At 37.9% G+C, this 16,345-nt stretch carries 12 protein-coding genes and 1 other RNA gene; 12 read left to right on the plus strand and 1 reads right to left on the minus strand.

The window, feature by feature from the left end; genetic code table 11:
- The first annotated feature begins 141 nt into the window (after positions 1 to 141).
- The 8 genes from ABVZ64_RS04935 (at position 142) to ABVZ64_RS04970 (ending at position 7,819) form a co-directional block, all read left to right on the plus strand.
- Positions 142 to 1,803, plus strand: coding sequence for a nucleoside kinase (locus ABVZ64_RS04935; RefSeq protein WP_352399940.1), 1,662 nt, complete (start codon positions 142 to 144; stop codon positions 1,801 to 1,803).
- 33 nt (positions 1,804 to 1,836) lie between these two features.
- Positions 1,837 to 2,169: RNase P RNA component class A (rnpB, locus tag ABVZ64_RS04940), an RNA gene on the plus strand.
- An 852-nt stretch (positions 2,170 to 3,021) separates the two neighbouring features.
- Positions 3,022 to 4,356 (plus strand): NADP-specific glutamate dehydrogenase, encoded by a 1,335-nt coding sequence (gene gdhA / locus ABVZ64_RS04945; protein ID WP_352399941.1) that lies wholly within the window; start codon positions 3,022 to 3,024, stop codon positions 4,354 to 4,356.
- A gap of 332 nt (positions 4,357 to 4,688) precedes the next feature.
- The gene (locus ABVZ64_RS04950) at positions 4,689 to 4,907 is read left to right on the plus strand and encodes a hypothetical protein (protein ID WP_352399942.1); all 219 of its coding nucleotides are present in this window, start codon (positions 4,689 to 4,691) and stop codon (positions 4,905 to 4,907) included.
- The gene (locus ABVZ64_RS04955) at positions 4,907 to 5,464 is read left to right on the plus strand and encodes a beta-class carbonic anhydrase (RefSeq protein ID WP_352399943.1); all 558 of its coding nucleotides are present in this window, start codon (positions 4,907 to 4,909) and stop codon (positions 5,462 to 5,464) included. Before ABVZ64_RS04950 ends, ABVZ64_RS04955 begins: the two co-directional genes overlap by 1 nt.
- Positions 5,457 to 6,029: an SOS response-associated peptidase family protein gene (locus ABVZ64_RS04960; protein ID WP_352399944.1), complete on the plus strand. Its 573-nt coding sequence runs from the start codon at positions 5,457 to 5,459 to the stop codon at positions 6,027 to 6,029. The genes ABVZ64_RS04955 and ABVZ64_RS04960 overlap by 8 nt, the downstream gene beginning before the upstream one ends.
- 162 nt (positions 6,030 to 6,191) lie before the next feature.
- On the plus strand, positions 6,192 to 6,875 hold the full coding sequence (locus tag ABVZ64_RS04965; RefSeq protein ID WP_352399945.1) for an MBL fold metallo-hydrolase: 684 nt from the start codon (positions 6,192 to 6,194) through the stop codon (positions 6,873 to 6,875).
- Between the two features lie 146 nt (positions 6,876 to 7,021).
- Positions 7,022 to 7,819: an N-acetylmuramoyl-L-alanine amidase family protein gene (locus ABVZ64_RS04970; RefSeq protein WP_352399946.1), complete on the plus strand. Its 798-nt coding sequence runs from the start codon at positions 7,022 to 7,024 to the stop codon at positions 7,817 to 7,819.
- 460 nt (positions 7,820 to 8,279) lie between these two features.
- Here the strand turns inward: ABVZ64_RS04970 and ABVZ64_RS04975 are convergent, their stop codons facing one another.
- Entirely contained in the window at positions 8,280 to 9,443 is a 1,164-nt protein-coding gene (locus ABVZ64_RS04975; RefSeq protein ID WP_352399947.1) for an AI-2E family transporter, read from the minus strand.
- A 388-nt stretch (positions 9,444 to 9,831) separates the two neighbouring features.
- On the opposite strand from ABVZ64_RS04975, the gene ABVZ64_RS04980 reads away from it, so the two are divergent.
- The 4 genes from ABVZ64_RS04980 to gltX all read left to right on the plus strand — a co-directional run bounded on the left by ABVZ64_RS04980 (position 9,832) and on the right by gltX (position 16,024).
- Positions 9,832 to 11,550 (plus strand): LytS/YhcK type 5TM receptor domain-containing protein, encoded by a 1,719-nt coding sequence (locus ABVZ64_RS04980; RefSeq protein WP_352399948.1) that lies wholly within the window; start codon positions 9,832 to 9,834, stop codon positions 11,548 to 11,550.
- On the plus strand, positions 11,528 to 12,268 hold the full coding sequence (locus tag ABVZ64_RS04985; RefSeq protein ID WP_352399949.1) for a LytR/AlgR family response regulator transcription factor: 741 nt from the start codon (positions 11,528 to 11,530) through the stop codon (positions 12,266 to 12,268). Before ABVZ64_RS04980 ends, ABVZ64_RS04985 begins: the two co-directional genes overlap by 23 nt.
- A 547-nt stretch (positions 12,269 to 12,815) precedes the next feature.
- Complete coding sequence (locus ABVZ64_RS04990; RefSeq protein ID WP_352399950.1) at positions 12,816 to 14,249, plus strand: carbon starvation CstA family protein; 1,434 nt, start codon at positions 12,816 to 12,818, stop codon at positions 14,247 to 14,249.
- 326 nt (positions 14,250 to 14,575) lie between these two features.
- The gene (gene gltX, locus ABVZ64_RS04995) at positions 14,576 to 16,024 is read left to right on the plus strand and encodes a glutamate--tRNA ligase (protein ID WP_352399951.1); all 1,449 of its coding nucleotides are present in this window, start codon (positions 14,576 to 14,578) and stop codon (positions 16,022 to 16,024) included.
- Positions 16,025 to 16,345 lie beyond the last annotated feature (321 nt).

Raw genomic sequence — 16,345 nt, forward strand, 5'->3', positions numbered from 1 at the left:
GTCCTATCAAAAACGGGGACGATAGTTTCTAGTTTCTAAGAAGTAGCGGCTTTGTATAACCCTTTGGTTATAAAATTTATAAGTGTTTGTTTTTTTCATTGAAAGACGAATTAGACTTGAACTATGTTAGGAGGAGATGTTTTGGAAGAATTGCAGATTAATGTAATGGGAAAAAGTACTATGGTTAGCCAAGGCACTACTTTTGGAGAGCTGGCAAAGGATTTTAAAGATAAATGCCTAGGCAATATTATGGTGGCAAAGCAAGGAAATCAACTGCGTGAGCTTCGCAATGTCATTTATGACAATGGGCCTATTTCCTTTTTTGATATTTCAGATGCAGAAGGGATGAGGGTATACCATCGAGGGGTTTCTTTTTTGCTGGTTAAGGCAATTTGGGATTTGCTGGGTGAAGATGCAACTTTGATTATTGAGCATTCATTAAGAGGCAATCTTTACTGTGAGATCACTAAGCCCAAAATGGTAATTGATGATGCTTTATTAAAGGGTTTGGAAGATAAAATGCGGGAGTATGTGAAGGCAGATATGCCAATTATCAAACATACTTTACGTAGAGATAAGGCCATTGAGCTAATGAAAAAGCAAGGAATGCATGATAAGGTGGAACTCCTTCGCTTTCGTCGTTCATCCAATGTGAACTTATATGAATTGGGCGGTTTGTATGACTACTTTTATGGATATATGCCTCTTTCTGCTGGAGCACTAGCTACATTTGCGTTGAAACCTCTTGAAAATGGGTTTATGATTCATATGCCCAAAGCAAAAAATCCCCAAGTTGTCGCACCCTATGAGAACCCAGAAAAAATAAGTGCTGTTTATATGGAGCAGATGAAGTGGTGTCAACTTATGGGGGTTTCAAATGTTGCGGATTTAAACAATACTGTGGTTAGAGGGGAATTCGGTGAGCTGATTCGTATTAATGAGGCATTACATGAAAAGAAGATTGCACAGATAGCCGATCAAATTCACCATAAGATTGAGCAGGTTAAGGTGGTTTTAATTGCAGGGCCTTCATCCTCGGGTAAAACTTCTTTTGCAAATCGCTTGTGTATTCAGCTTCGTGCGTTGGGTGTTCGTCCCCATAAGATTTCGCTGGATGATTATTTTGTAAATCGGGAATTTACCCCTGTGGATGAGTTTGGAAATAAAAATTTTGAGAGCATTGATGCCCTTGATTTAAAACAACTTAATGAGGACTTGAAAAATATTATAGCTGGGGATAGAGTGGAGATTCCATCCTTTAATTTCGTCAGTGGTACGAGGGAGTACAGAGGGAACTTTATACAATTAGATAAAGATGAGATCTTGGTAATGGAAGGAATACATGGATTGAATGATAAGTTGACTTCAGAGATTGCCCCTGAAAACAAATTCAAAATATTCATTAGTGCAATTACACAATTAAATATCGACGATCATAACAGAATTTCCACATCGGACAGCCGATTGATTCGCCGTATGGTTCGAGATAACCAGTTTAGAGGAAGGGATGGTGCGGCAACAATTGAGTCGTGGAATATGGTGAAAAAGGGAGAGGAAGAGAATATATTCCCTTTCCAAGAAAATGCCGATGCTATTTTTAATTCTGCCACTATTTATGAACTCAGTGTTTTGAAGCAATACGCTGAGCCGTTGCTGTTCGCCATAGATGCATCTCAGCCTGAGTACGTGACTGCAAAAAGATTGATTAAGTTCCTTGGCTACTTTTTGGCGGCGCCTGGCCTGGAGATTCCCAATAATTCCCTCATTAAGGAATTTGTTGGTGGTAGCTGTTTCAAGGTTTGACAATAGAAAGTGGATGGCGTATAATATGAGTCGTGAGTAAGCTGGACAGTCGCGCCCGTTAAAGGTGAGGAAAGTCCGGGCTTCAAAGAGCAGGGTGCCGGCTAACGGCCGGTGGAGGCGACTCTAAGGATAGTGCAACAGAAATAAACCGCCTGTTTATGCAGGTAAGGATGGAAAGGTGGGGTAAGAGCCCACCGCTCTTCTGGTAACAGAGGAGGCTCTGTAAACCCCACCTGAAGCAAGACGATATGAAACATTAGGGTTGCTCGCCCTGTTTCAAGAAAAGTCGCATGATGCTGTTGGCAACAACAGACCAAGATAGATGGCTGTCTAAGACAGAACCCGGCTTATAGGCTTGCTCATATTTAAAGTGATAGAGAGCCGCTAATGCGTGGCAAAGTAGTATGACCCTTAAGTTGAAGCATACCAAAATGGTGGTAGAGCTTGGATTTAGGGGTATTTTTATGCAAAAAAAGATTCAAATCGGAAATATAAAAATAAAGAGGAATATTGACATAAATAGGAAAAAGTCCGACCAAGTGCGACCAAGACCCACTAAGTCCGACCGAGTTCGACCAATTTTTGATTGGATTAGAATTAAGTAATAACAATAACAAAATATGCATATATAATGAATAAATATAAAAGACTATTTTGATATAATAAATAATATTATTCGTTTTTTGGTATAAAAAAATACAAAATAAATATTATGCAAACCAAATGAAAATGAGATGTAGATACAGTAATTTAGAAAAATATAAATTAGTATAAATTATAAATTAAATAAAATTCGTTTTTCAATAAAAATAAAATTAAAATTTATTTTTTTTATTTTAAGCCACAAATGCTAGAATATAAAGGTTTTTCGTGCTAATAAAACGAAAATTATAAAATAAATATAAATATTTATTTTTGAGCAATAAAAAATTTGTTCATTTAAAGAAAAAAAGTTTCTTAAAGAGAAAATTTTCGGGTTGACATATTTGATAGAAAATCGAACTAGCATGCTAAATATATGGTGGAGTTTGTGTGTTTAAGGCTTCAAAACTATGTAAAGAAATAAAAATTTTATGAAAGTCTGGTCGAATTGAATCGAAAAAAAAGTAAAGTGTATAAATATTTACAGTATGCAAATTTTAGTGCTTTAAAGTGTTGCAAAACCGAGTGATTCTGGTATAATAATTTCTAATTCGACAAACAAAGGAGGCATTTGAGATGTCATACGTTGATGAAATTTATCAGAGAGTAGTGCAACAAAACAGAGGTGAGGTTGAATTCCACCAGGCCGTAAAAGAGGTGTTAGAATCCCTAAGATTGGTTATAGACAGCAAAGAAGACGAATATAGAAAAATTGCTTTGCTTGAGCGGCTGACAGAACCAGAACGTATTATTTCTTTCCGTGTCCCCTGGATTGATGATGAGGGCCAGGTTCAGATTAATAAAGGATACCGTGTGCAGTTCAATAGTGCCATTGGACCATATAAGGGTGGCTTGAGATTCCATCCTTCTGTAAATGAAAGCATTTTAAAATTCCTTGGGTTTGAACAAATCTTCAAAAATTCCCTGACGGGTCACCCTATTGGTGGTGGCAAGGGGGGAGCCAATTTCGATCCTAAGGGTAAGTCAGATAGGGAAATTATGGCGTTTTGTCAGAGCTTTATGACGGAGCTTTACAAATATACAGGTGCAGCTCAAGATGTTCCTGCAGGTGACATCGGTGTTGGTGCCAGAGAAATTGGATATTTGTTTGGTCAGTATAAGAGATTGACCTCTCAATATGAAGGTATGATTACTGGCAAAGGCCTTAAGTTTGGTGGTTCCCTGGTAAGAACAGAGTCCACAGGGTACGGTGTAGTTTACATCCTTGAGGAAATGCTAAAGAAAAATGGCAAGGAGCTGGCTGGGAAGGAAGTTATAATTTCGGGTTCTGGAAATGTTGCAATTTATGCCACTCAAAAAGCACAGCAGTTAGGTGCAAAGGTAATTGCATTAAGCGATTCCCAAGGATACATCTATGATAAGAATGGAATTAATATCGATGTATTAAAGCAAATTAAGGAAGTGCGCCGTGGAAAAATTGGAGAATATGTAGATGATGTTCCTACTGCCAAATATATAGAAGGTAAGGGTATTTGGACTATCCCTTGTGACATTGCACTGCCTTGTGCAACGCAAAATGAGTTGGACTTAGAAGATGCAAAGTTGTTGCACCAAAATGGTTGCGTTGCAGTAGCAGAAGGAGCTAATATGCCATGTACCATCAAAGCAACAAATTACCTTCAGGAAAATGGAATTTTATTTATGCCCGGTAAAGCTGCAAATGCCGGTGGTGTTGCAACCTCAGCTTTAGAAATGAGCCAAAATAGTATGCATTTGTACTGGACTTTTGATGAGGTTGAAGAGAAGCTGAGGGCAATTATGGTTAATATATTTGCCAAAGCTGATGATGCAGCAAGGCGTTATGGTATGCCTGGGAATTACGTTGTAGGTGCAAACATTGCAGGGTTTGAAAAAGTTGTTGATGCAATGATAGCCCAAGGGATTGTTTAAGGGGAAATAATAGCCCTATAAAGGAAGTTTTTATTCGGAGTAGGCCTTGTTGAGAGGCTACTCCTTTTTTGTGGAGAGGATAAAGCTAAGGGGGAAATGACAATACCTATGTTAGAGGAGTTTTTTAATTAAAAGTAAGTGTGGATAGCAAATAATTTGCTTTACAGAAAGCTTATTGTTGTGTTATTATATGCAATAAATATAAATTATCGTTTATTGCAAAATATTTGATAGGATATATATATTGATTCTTTGGTAATTGATGAAGGCTCTTTTTAAGAAAAGGGTCTTTTTTTTAACATAAATCTTTAAAATGGAATGAGGCGTGACATGTGAAAGATAATAAGAACATCATGCAAATTGTTTCGGGGGTTTATTTTCTAGTTATTGCCATATTGCTTTTTTTATGGATACACTTCTTTTCTGGGGAAGTCCTGAGGAAAGGTATGATTCCTGTGGCATTGGTGTTAATTGCCTTGTGGTTTTTATTAATCTATATTGTGATGAAGCATGGTAGTAACTGTAAGAATAATGGAGAGGATGATAAGTAATGAATGAACGTGTGAAAAAGATGCTACAATATAATCAGGTTTTTGTTGATAATGAGCTTTATTTAAAGTATACCACTTCAAAATATCCAGATCGGAAAATTGCTATTTTATCCTGTATGGATACCCGTATGACAGAGCTTCTGCCAGCGGCGCTAGGGCTTAAAAATGGCGATGTAAAAATGATAAAAAATGCAGGCGGGCAAATTAGCCATCCCTACGGGAGTGTAATTTTTAGCCTATTGGTTGCCATTTACGAGTTAGGTGTGGACACAGTTCTTGTTGTTGGTCATGATGATTGTGGAGGCAAGGCTTTAAATGGTAAGGAAATTGTTGAGAAAATGAAGGCCAAAGGCATTACTCAGGAGGCCTTGGAAGAAGTGGAAAAAAATCATCGTAACCCCATTGAATGGTTGACGGGGTTTGGAGATGTTTGTCAGGCGGTAGAGAATACTGCAAAAATAATTAAAACCCATCCTCTCATTCATAGTGGCGTAGAAGTTTATGGTTTTGTGATGGATCCGGAAACAGGTGAGGTGCGTCCAGCTCACCATGTGTAGACTATTTTTGTGGAAGCAGGAGGATGATACAAAGGCAGTTCAAAAAATTATGGGGGAAATCGGAAGAAAATATCCCCATAAGCAGTTGCCCTCCGTAGCACGTCCAACGGATGAGATAGCGTACCTTTTGGCGTCCCCAAAGAAAAGAACAACAGCGTCGGTGGCCCAGTGGGGATTTCGTGTGTCCAGTGGTAATTTGGTTTATAATGCAAGGCAGGAAACTGTTTTGCATAAGGATATTTTTACCAACTGCTTTTTGTCAGGCAGATGTATCGTGCCTGCCCATAGCTTTTATGAATGGGACAAGGACCGCAACTGTTTTGAATTTTCCATGGTGAGGCAGGGATTGCTTTACTTTGCCGGGTTATATCGTGGTAGAGGAGAACAAGGGGAGATTGTAATTTTAACCACCCATAGCAGGGGCGTGGTAGGGGAAATCCACCATCGTATGCCATTAATTTTGGATGAAACCCAGCTTAGGGCATGGCTGTATGATGCTAATGTTTCTCAGCAGTTGTTGTCACAAGGGATAATATCTTTAAAAAAGGAAATAGTTGAAGGATAGAAAAGACTTGAGAAATTCTTAAGTCTTTTTTATGATGATAGAAAGTAGAAAAAAGTATGATACAATAGGAAAGTATTATTATGATTTATGGTATGATCTGCAACGGATAGGCAAAAGAGTTTGATGCTACAAAAAAAATATCAAGTCAACAGGGAGGATTATATGAACGTAACATACTTTAACCATAGTGGATTTTCGGTAGAAACAGAAAACAAGGTTCTCATATTTGATTATTATTCACAGGGTGGGCGTTTTGATTATTTCGACCCTAAAAATTATATTGGAAAGGACATCATTTTTTTTGTATCCCACAATCATGATGATCACTTTGATTCTAGAATACTGCACTGGGCAGATAAGGCTTCTTATGTAATTTCTGATGATATTAAATTACAAACCAACTTTAGAGGAGAAGTGCTGTATGTGGAGCCTAACCAAAGGTATAGCTTTCAAGGTATGATGATTGAAACCCTTCGTTCTAATGATGAGGGGGTTGCCTTTATCGTAGAGGTAGATGAAAAAGTGATATACCATGGGGGAGATCTAAACTGGTGGCATTGGAATGGAGAAAGCGACGCATTCAACGATGGAATTGCCAATAGTTATCAAGAAGAAATGCAAAAAATTAAGGGTAAGAAAGTTGATGTGGCATTTATTCCTGCAGACTTGCGCCTGGAAGATAAATACTGTTGGGCGATAGATTACTTTATGGATGAAATTGGGGCGGTAGCAGTTTTCCCCATGCATTTTTGGGGAAATTTTCAGGTTTGTCAGATGTTAAAGGAGAAGGGCTATGGAGATAAGATAAAAAATATTACCAAGACCAATGAAGGGTTTGTAATCTAATAAAATTGATAAAGTGTTATTTTGATATGCAAAGTTGAGTAAAAGTTTAGTGTATCATTTATGAAAAAATCCCCAATAATTTCTTTATATAGTGTTACTTGAAGATTTTAGGTTGAAATTTTGGGAACTGGGAGTGGCAAAAGGGTATGAAGGGAAAAAATTGGCGGGAGTATGAACCAGCAAAAAAAAGAAAAAAACGTCGCAGAAGAAGAAATAGGGGTTTTGTGGCAAAAATGATTCTGGCTGTCCTTCTATTTGCCTTGGGATATGGAGGATTTCAAATATATTTTCACTATAGTAAGCCTTATGTTATTGGTTTGGATGGTGGCCACGGGGGAATAGATACAGGTGCAGTAGGTGTAATCAATGAAGTGGAATTGACGGAGAAAACAACAGAAAAACTCACAGCGTTATTGAAAGCTGATGGACGATTTCGTATTGTCCTCTCCCGTCATGGGGGAGAAGCAAAAAGCATTACAGAAAGAAACAAGCTATTTCAAAGGGCCAAGCCGGATTTGGTTCTTTCGATCCATGGGAATTCCAGTGAAGACTTATCGGCCTATGGTTTTGAGTGCTACCCATCGCCGCCGGGTAAGCTAAACCACGATAAAAGCCTAATTTTTGCCCAGTACATAGCGATAGAAATGGAATCGGTAGGGGCTAGGCTTAGAGGGACTGATGGGGTAAGGTTTGGTTATTATGTTTCTGATGAAGATGGCAATACAACGAAGTTGTTGCTTGATTCTACGGATACGGAAGTTTACGATTATGACACATTTGGAATGCTGAAAAATATGCACTGCCCAGCAGTATTGGTAGAGCAATGTTTTGTAACCAATGAGCAGGATGTACAGGAGTTTGGCTCAGAAGGAGGTTGTGAGAAGGCGGCTCAGGCTTACTATCAAGCAATCTGTAACTATTTGCAAAGCATAGAAGGGAAATAGAAAAGAAATAGAGAAGGGGATAAAAAGCGGAGGGATGGCCACTGCTTTAAAGTAATGCGGTGGTTAAGTTTTATTATTTTGCCTTGCGATGCGCCATATCTAGAAAAAGTAAGGTAGTTGGAAGCCAAGGGATAAGGCACGGAATAAGAAAAGAAGGAATCACCAGTCTAAAGGAGAATGCAATTAATGAGGAATAATTAAAAAATGAAATGGCAAGAGAATTTCATATCTTGAGGGAATCCAGAGTTAAATGCTCAGTCATTGAAGCCCAGCACGAGGGGATTAAGCTTTCCTATGCTGGAAAAAGACATTTTCTTAACGGAGGTATTAGGATAGACTCCATTATAAATGAAAAAATGTAATCTGAAGGAAATTTGCAAACTACGAAAAGGGCATCCTCATAAAAAATGAGGGTGCCCTAAATTTTCTATATTTCTTAATGTTTTGGGAGTTTATTTTATTATTCAACGTGTAATTTTTTTGCTTCCAAACGATTGTTGGTTGCCTCTCTTAGTAATGAGTATATTACGGAAACGATAGGAATGAAAACGAGCATACCCACAATGCCAAATAAACTACCACCGATGGTAACGGCGGCTAAAACCCATAGAGAGGGTAAGCCAACGGAACCACCAACCACATGGGGATAGATTAAATTTCCTTCAAGTTGCTGTAAAACCAGGAACAAGATGATAAAGGTAAGTGCCTGGGGGGGGCTTACAGTCAAAATTAGGAATGCGCCAATAAAACAGCCAACAAAAGCACCAAAAATAGGAATTAAGGCGGTAAATGCAATTAATACACCTACTAATAATGCATAAGGGAAACGCAAGATAGTCATAGCGATGAAGAACATAGTCCCCAAGATAATCGCCTCTAAACATTGCCCGGTGAGGAAGTTTGTAAAAATTCTATGCGTAAGACTACAAACATCTATGGTTTTCTGGGCATGCTTTTGTGGTAAAAATGCAAAAAGAAGCTTACGGCTTTGTCTGCTCAAGGTTTCTTTTTGAAGAAGGATATAGCAGGCAAAAACAAATCCAATGAAGAATGTTGTAAAGGCGCTCACAATTCCTTTTGCCATCCCGATGGTTGAGCCAAGAAATGTACTAGCACCTGATTTAAAGAAGTCTACGATGCCAACCACTAGTTGATGCCAATTGATTTGAATGCTTTCTAACCAAGATAATGCTTCTGGGTAATCCACCAAAAAGCGTTTCAACTTTTCCATTAAAGGGGGAACTTTTTCGGGTAGAGATTGAGCCAAATCGGCAATGGTAGTAGCAAGCTGAGGTAATACTACCGCTATTACCAGGAAAAGCAATGCTAGAACGAAGATGATGGACAACAACAAGCTCATTGGGCTTGAGAGGCTTTCCAAACGCTGTGCTTTCTTTCCAGATGCATCTTTTAGGAAGCGGGAAAATATTATTTTTTGAAAAAAATCCATAGGGACACTTAGTATGAAAGCAATGGCACATCCTAAGATGAGAGGAAACAAAATATGCAAGATAAATGCAGTGGAGCTTATTACAACGTCAAAGCGATAAACGCCGATTAAAATAAGAACTGTAAATACAATTAGACCTCTTATTTTGTGAATATTTTTTTTATCAAGATCCATGGAGACCTCCTTTTTTCGTTTAGAGCATTTTTGCGAAATATTTGGCAACAGTATAGCATGTACACGAGCAAATAGCAATTAAAAAACCCTTAATGAAATAGGTTTTTGTAAAAAAATGGGATGTCATATATAATGAGAACTTAGGGTTTATTTGTCTGTTTGAACTATTGTTGGAAAGCATTTTGCGAAGCACCATGTCAAACGAAAGTTGTTATTTAGATATTTTGCCTTAGAGCTGTAAGTAAAAAGGAAAAATACAGAAAAACATACAAAACTATTTGATAAATTTATTGGAAAATGAAATAAATGATACCCCCCTAGGTTGACCTCCTTGCGGGGTTGTAGTATCCTAATAGCAATAAAATGTAACATATAATGAGGTAAGGAAATGACTATTGATATTTTTAAAAATTTGCTCTTGAATTTATCCATGTTAGTAATTATTGCGCAACTTCTAACAAAAACTACTTTTGTCAAGCAGTTTCTGTTTGCCTATAAAACTGATTTCAAATCAGGAATTTTGTTAGCAGTCATCTTTGGCTTAATTAGTATTTTATCAACCTATACAGGGATAAACGTAAATGGCGCAATTGTGAATACCCGAGTGATTGGAGTAATGTCCGGTGGTATTATTGGCGGGCCTGTTGTGGGTATGGGGGCAGCTCTTATAGGGGGACTACACCGCTATTTTTTTGATGTGGGTGGATTCACAGCAGCAGCTTGTGCCATATCTACTTTTATAGAAGGAATTATTGGTGTGCTGGCGTCCAAATATCTAAAAAAAAATAACTGGAATAAAAGTGCTATTTTTTTATTGGCAGCGTTGGCAGAGGTATTTCAAATGGTAATTATTCTTTTGGTAGCAAAGCCTTATGCTGATGCCTTGGCTGTGGTAAAAATAATTGCGTTTCCAATGATTCTTTTTAACTCTACGGGTATGGTTATTTTTATATCTGTGTTTAACTCTATTTTCATTGAGCAGGATAATGAGTCTGCTAAAAGAATTAAGCTTGCCTTCGATATATCGGAGCGGTGTCTGCCTTTTTTGCGAAAGGGAATGTATGATAAAGATAATATGAATGCAGTATCCAAAATGATTTTGGAAAATTCGAAAGATGGCGGAGTTGTCATCACCGACAGGGAAAAAATACTAAGTTATGAGTGTGATGTGGTGCCCTTAAGAAAAGATTTTAAAGAAATTGGTCTGCCACAAATTGTTCAAACGGTTATCAAAGAGGGTGCAGTTAGTATTGCCGAATCATCAGCAGAAGATGATGTTTTTTACGAACAGCTGAAGAAGTTTACGATTGTTGGGGCACCCCTATATAGTAAAGGTAGTGTAGTAGGAACAGTTTTGGTTTTTACGAAAAAATTTAAATTATCCACCCAAACAGATATAGACTTTGTAGATGGATTGTCTAAATTATTTTCCACCCAGCTTGAATTGGCAGAGGCACAGAAACAGCGGGAATTATTGCAAAAAGCTGAGTTTAAGGCATTGCAATCCCAAATCAATCCCCACTTTTTATTTAACGCCCTAAACACGATTACTTCTTTTTGTCGGGAAAAGCCGGATAAGGCAAGGGAATTATTAATCGCCCTTAGCACCTATTTTAGAAATACCTTGAACACGAATCAATATATGATTGACATTTATGATGAATTTGCCCATGTGGATTCTTATTTGCAATTAGAAAAAGCCCGATTTGATGATAGGCTCACATTGGTGATTGATGTACCTAGGGATTTGTGCTGTAAAGTTCCCAGTTTTATATTACAGCCTATCGTAGAGAATGCAGTAAAACACGGAGCAATGAAACGCAGCACTGGTAAGGTTGAAATTAAGGCAAGGCAAACAATTGACTTGGTAACCATTTCTGTGAAGGATTCAGGGTATGGAATTTCTCAAGAAATTATTGAAGCCCTGCATAACGATACATTAGATAGCTGTAAAGTGGGACTCTGTAATGTGGATAAAAGACTAAGAAGTATTTACGGACAAAAATATGCTTTGGATATTAGAACTTCAACATTAGGGACTGAAATCATCATAAGAATTCCATTGGACAAGGAGGAAGAAAAGGATGAAGATAGCAATTGTGGATGATGAAAGGCCATCCAGAAGTGAGTTAAAACATTTGATTACTGACTACTTGCAAGATGCGGAAATTTTTGAGGCTAGTTCTGGGGAAGAAGCCATGAAATTATTTTTGGAAGAAGATTTTGATTTGATTTTTATGGATATTAATCTTGGTGATGTGGATGGCACAACGCTGGCGGCCATGGCGAAAAAAGCTCAGCCTAAGGTGGAAATTGTATTTGCCACAGCATATAACAATTATGCAGAAAAGGCATTTGACATTGATGCGTTAAACTATATTTTAAAGCCTTTTGATCCAAAACGGATGGAACAGACCATACGTCGCTATATGAAAAAAAGGGAGGTTGCCTGTGGGGGTAAAGAGGGCATCCGAGAGGACGAAAAAACAACAATTTCAAAAATATCTATAAATTGTGATAAAAAAATGATTTTAGTAGATATTTCGGATATTGTATACATCGAGACAGGCAATCGTGCTTGTATTGTGCATACAAAGACGAAATCCTACACCACATCTAGTTCTATGAATTCTTTTGAAGAAAGGTTAAAGGAAAGTGGTTTTTTTCGAATCCATAAAAGCTATTTGATCAATTTGAAGTTTGTGATTGAAATTTATCCATGGTTCAATAACACCACTTGCGTCAAGATGCAGGGGTATGAAAAAGAGATTTTGACAGTGGGTAGAAATCAGATTAAAGAGCTAAAGCATCTTTTTAGCATGTGATTAATTTGTCGCTGGTTGAGCCAGAGTTATTTTTTTATGGAATAGGAAATGAATGGGAAACAGTTTTTTAAGTAAGACAAAAAGAGCCATGTTTTATAAAAAGACATGGCTCTTTTGTCTTTCAGTGAGAAACAAAATGAAAGTGCGATAAGAATTAATAGGTTCAACAATATAGGAACACTTCAAATACTTTTGGATTACCATGCCAATGGATGACAATAGCAAATTACTACTTTTTGTACTTTGAAAAGATATAAGAAATAGCGGAAAGTGGAAAATTTTTATAATATTTTTGGGAAATGATTAAGAAAGCATTAAAATATGGATACATTTTGCACAGGGATTTTGACATTTGATACTTCAATTATAACCAGTGATACTAAAAAACAGTACAAATACCTGAATTTACGATATTCTTTACCTATAAACATATTTCCAATGGAATATGTTGCTTATGCCGCCTGCAAAACAGACGGCGCAAGTCCTGTCCAGATGGACAGAAGAACTTATAAAATATCTATATCTAAAAGGAAGGGAAGGATAAGTTATGATTAGTTTCTTCGTATGTCTTGCAATTCTTATCGGCGGGTATATGCTGTATGGTACCTTTGTTGAAAGAACATTCAAACCTGACGACAGACCTACCCCAGCAACAACAATGGCAGATGGAACAGACTACGTAGTAATGAGCACTCCAAAAGTTTTCTTGATTCAGTTGTTAAACATTGCTGGATTGGGGCCAATTTACGGAGCAATTGCAGGTGCATTGTGGGGACCGTCGGTATTCTTGTGGATTACTTTCGGTACAATTTTTGCTGGTGGGGTGCATGATTATCTCTCAGGTATGATTTCCATGCGTCATAAAGGCACTAGTATTTCCGAGATTGTTGGTATCTATCTTGGACCCTTTATGAAAACAGTAATGCGTATTTTTTCTGTTGTTTTACTCGTTTTAGTAGGTACTGTTTTTGCAACAGGTCCTGCATCTTTGTTGGCAATGCTGACACCTGATGCATTAAACGCAAAATTTTGGTTGGTAGTGGTAATCGCTTATTATTTCTTGGCAACCTTGGTTCCTATTGATAAGTTAATTGGTAAAATTTACCCTATTTTCGGTATTTGTCTTATTATTATGGCAATTGGCGTAGCAAGCGGTATCATTATTCAAGGATATACAATTCCAGAAATTAGTTTCTCTAATCTTCATCCTAATGGCCAGGCAATATGGCCTTTCATGTTCGTTACTGTAGCTTGTGGTGCTATTTCCGGTTTCCACTCTACACAGTCTCCTTTGATGGCTCGTTGTATGGAGCATGAAAAAGATGGCAAGAGGATTTTTTACGGTGCAATGGTAGCAGAGGGCGTTATCGCTTTGATCTGGGCGGCGGCAGGTGTTGCGTTCTATCAGAGCACAGGCGGCCTACAGGAGGCAATTGCAAGACTTGGCGGACAGGGTGGCGTAGTATATGAAATTTGCAACACTCTTCTTGGACCTGCAGGTGCAGTGATTGCAATGATTGGTGTTATTGCTTGTCCTATCTCTTCTGGCGATACAGCATTTAGAAGTGCACGTTTGGTTCTTTCTGATTGGTTTAAAATTGACCAGCAGAAAATTAAGACTAGACTGGCAATTACAGTTCCTCTGTTAGCAATTGGTGCACTCCTTTCTCAGGTTGATGTTACAATTATTTGGAGATATTTCTCTTGGAGTAACCAAACATTGGCTATGATTGCTCTTTGGGCAGCGGCAGCTTATCTTCGTAAAAATGAAGTGTTACCTTGGATTGCGGCAATTCCTGCAACATTTATGTCCGCAGTAAGCTGTACTTATATCTTGATGGCTCCTGAAGGATTTAAATTGAGTGCTGCAATTTCTTACCCTGCAGGTATTGTATTTGCAGTTGTATGTTTAGGTCTGTTCATGATTAAAGTTAAAAAAGTAACTCCATCTATGGAACAAAACAACGCAAAAACTTTATAATATATGAAACGGGGGGGGCTTATGGCCTCTCCTTTTTTGTTGGAAAAATTCATATTCTGGATAAACTACTTTAGGTTGCGACAAAAGTGTGGATTTGGGGTAAAGGAAAGAGATCCTTTCAGGTTAGTAACAAGATTGAAATGTTTTATTGGTTGGTGAAACAAAGCAGATGGGAAGGAATTTCTAAAATATAGCTTAGGGTTATATGGGTCTACTATGCTTTAAACCCTAAGGAAAAAGGGCTTTACAGCGGACAAGTTTGCGTATAAACTATAATGAGTATTGTTTGATTTGCCAGATTATTTATGTGAAAGGAAGTATCGAAAATGGAAATTAGAACAAGATTTGCGCCTAGCCCTACCGGTTATATGCATATCGGTAACTTGCGTACGGCGTTATATGAATATTTAATTGCAAAATCTCGGGGTGGTAAATTTATTTTACGTATTGAGGATACAGACCAGGAACGTCTTGTTGAGGGGGCAACCGAGATTATTTATAACACCTTAAAAGTGACAGGTTTGCATCACGATGAAGGTCCTGACGTTGGTGGTGCTTATGGCCCATATGTACAAAGTGAAAGAATGGGAATGTACATGGACTATGCAAAGGAATTGGTAGAAAAGGGAGAGGCATATTATTGCTTCTGTACAAAGGAAAGATTAGAATCGCTTAAAGAAAGCAACGGCGAGGGTGCTGCTTTTGCAAAGTATGACCGCCACTGCTACCATTTGGCTAAAGAAGAGGTGCAGGCAAAGTTGGAGGCTGGAGTGCCATATGTTATTCGTCAGAAAATGCCGGATGAGGGTACGACTACTTTTAGCGATGTGGTTTATGGTGAAATTACAGTAGAAAATAAAGAGCTGGATGACCAAATTTTGATGAAAGCCGATGGTTTCCCTACCTATAACTTTGCCAATGTTGTGGATGACCACCTTATGGAAATCACCCATGTCGTAAGAGGTAGCGAATATTTATCTTCCACACCTAAGTATAATTTGCTGTATAAGGCCTTTGGCTGGGATGCCCCTGTATATGTGCATTTGCCTGCTGTTATGCGTGATGCTCATCATAAGCTTTCTAAACGCCATGGGGATAAGTCTTTTGAAGACTTAGTGAGAGAGGGTTATTTGGTAGAGGCTATTGTGAACTATATAGCGCTGTTAGGCTGGAGTCCATCTGATAATACAGAAATTTTCACACTGAAAGAGTTGGAAGAGAAATTTGATATTGCTGGTTTAAGCAAATCCCCATCTATTTTTGATATTAAAAAATTGACATGGATGAATGGGGAATATATGAAAGCTATGGAATTTGAAAAGTTCTTTGCTTTGGCAGAGCCTAAACTAAAAGAGGCGTTGGGTGAAACCCAGTTGGATTTGAGAAAAATTGCAGCTCTGTTGCAAAAGCGATTGGAAACCCTAAATGATATTCCAGCTTTGGTGGAATTTTTCAAAGTTTTGCCTGAATATGGCACCGAATTATATACCCATAAGAAGATGAAGACAGACGATGCTATTGCTTTGGCAAGCTTGCAGGCAGCAATTCCAGTTATGGAGGAATTGGCAGATTGGAATGAAATAGCAATCCACGACAGATTGATTGCCTTGGTTGGCCAGTTGGGTATTAAAAATGGCCAGTTATTATGGCCTGTAAGAACTGCTCTTTCTGGCGAGCCCACTTCCCCAGGTGGTGCTATAGAGTTGGCAGATATTTTGGGAAAAGAAGAAAGCATTCGCCGTTTGAAAAAGGGCGTTGAGCTGCTAAGTAAGTAACAGAAAGACCAGTTTTGTTCTAGAAGAAATTTTTAGAGGGAATCATGTCTCAATGGAAAAAAGCCTGTGTATAGGGAAGTCTTATAACAGGCTTTTTTATTGGGCTGAAGCTGATTTTCGGGGCTTATTTTGTGGCAATGATAGGTGTTAAGATTCTGTATAGAGTTTCTTAATGGAATTGACGGTTTTTGTCCATGGTTTCTTCAAAAAGATATGATATCTTATATATATGAAAGGGTTAACAAGCCTTTTGGGCTTTCATATATATTCGGATTATCTAAAATCATAGATATCCCCTCCCCTCTATAAGAACGGGCGATG

The sequence above is a fragment of the Anaerotignum sp. genome, from assembly GCF_040307045.1.
In the GTDB taxonomy this organism is placed as follows: domain Bacteria; phylum Bacillota; class Clostridia; order Lachnospirales; family Anaerotignaceae; genus Chakrabartyella.

Bases quoted from the DNA above. Each gene is read 5' to 3' on its own strand.
- ABVZ64_RS04985 (WP_352399949.1), top strand. From the start codon at position 11,528: ATGAAGATAGCAATTGTGGATGATGAAAGGCCATCCAGAAGTGAGTTA.
- gltX (WP_352399951.1), top strand. From the start codon at position 14,576: ATGGAAATTAGAACAAGATTTGCGCCTAGCCCTACCGGTTATATGCAT.
- ABVZ64_RS04975 (WP_352399947.1), bottom strand. From the start codon at position 9,443: ATGGATCTTGATAAAAAAAATATTCACAAAATAAGAGGTCTAATTGTA.
- ABVZ64_RS04955 (WP_352399943.1), top strand. From the start codon at position 4,907: ATGAATGAACGTGTGAAAAAGATGCTACAATATAATCAGGTTTTTGTT.
- ABVZ64_RS04960 (WP_352399944.1), top strand. From the start codon at position 5,457: ATGTGTAGACTATTTTTGTGGAAGCAGGAGGATGATACAAAGGCAGTT.
- ABVZ64_RS04980 (WP_352399948.1), top strand. From the start codon at position 9,832: ATGACTATTGATATTTTTAAAAATTTGCTCTTGAATTTATCCATGTTA.
- ABVZ64_RS04965 (WP_352399945.1), top strand. From the start codon at position 6,192: ATGAACGTAACATACTTTAACCATAGTGGATTTTCGGTAGAAACAGAA.
- ABVZ64_RS04970 (WP_352399946.1), top strand. From the start codon at position 7,022: ATGAAGGGAAAAAATTGGCGGGAGTATGAACCAGCAAAAAAAAGAAAA.
- gdhA (WP_352399941.1), top strand. From the start codon at position 3,022: ATGTCATACGTTGATGAAATTTATCAGAGAGTAGTGCAACAAAACAGA.
- ABVZ64_RS04990 (WP_352399950.1), top strand. From the start codon at position 12,816: ATGATTAGTTTCTTCGTATGTCTTGCAATTCTTATCGGCGGGTATATG.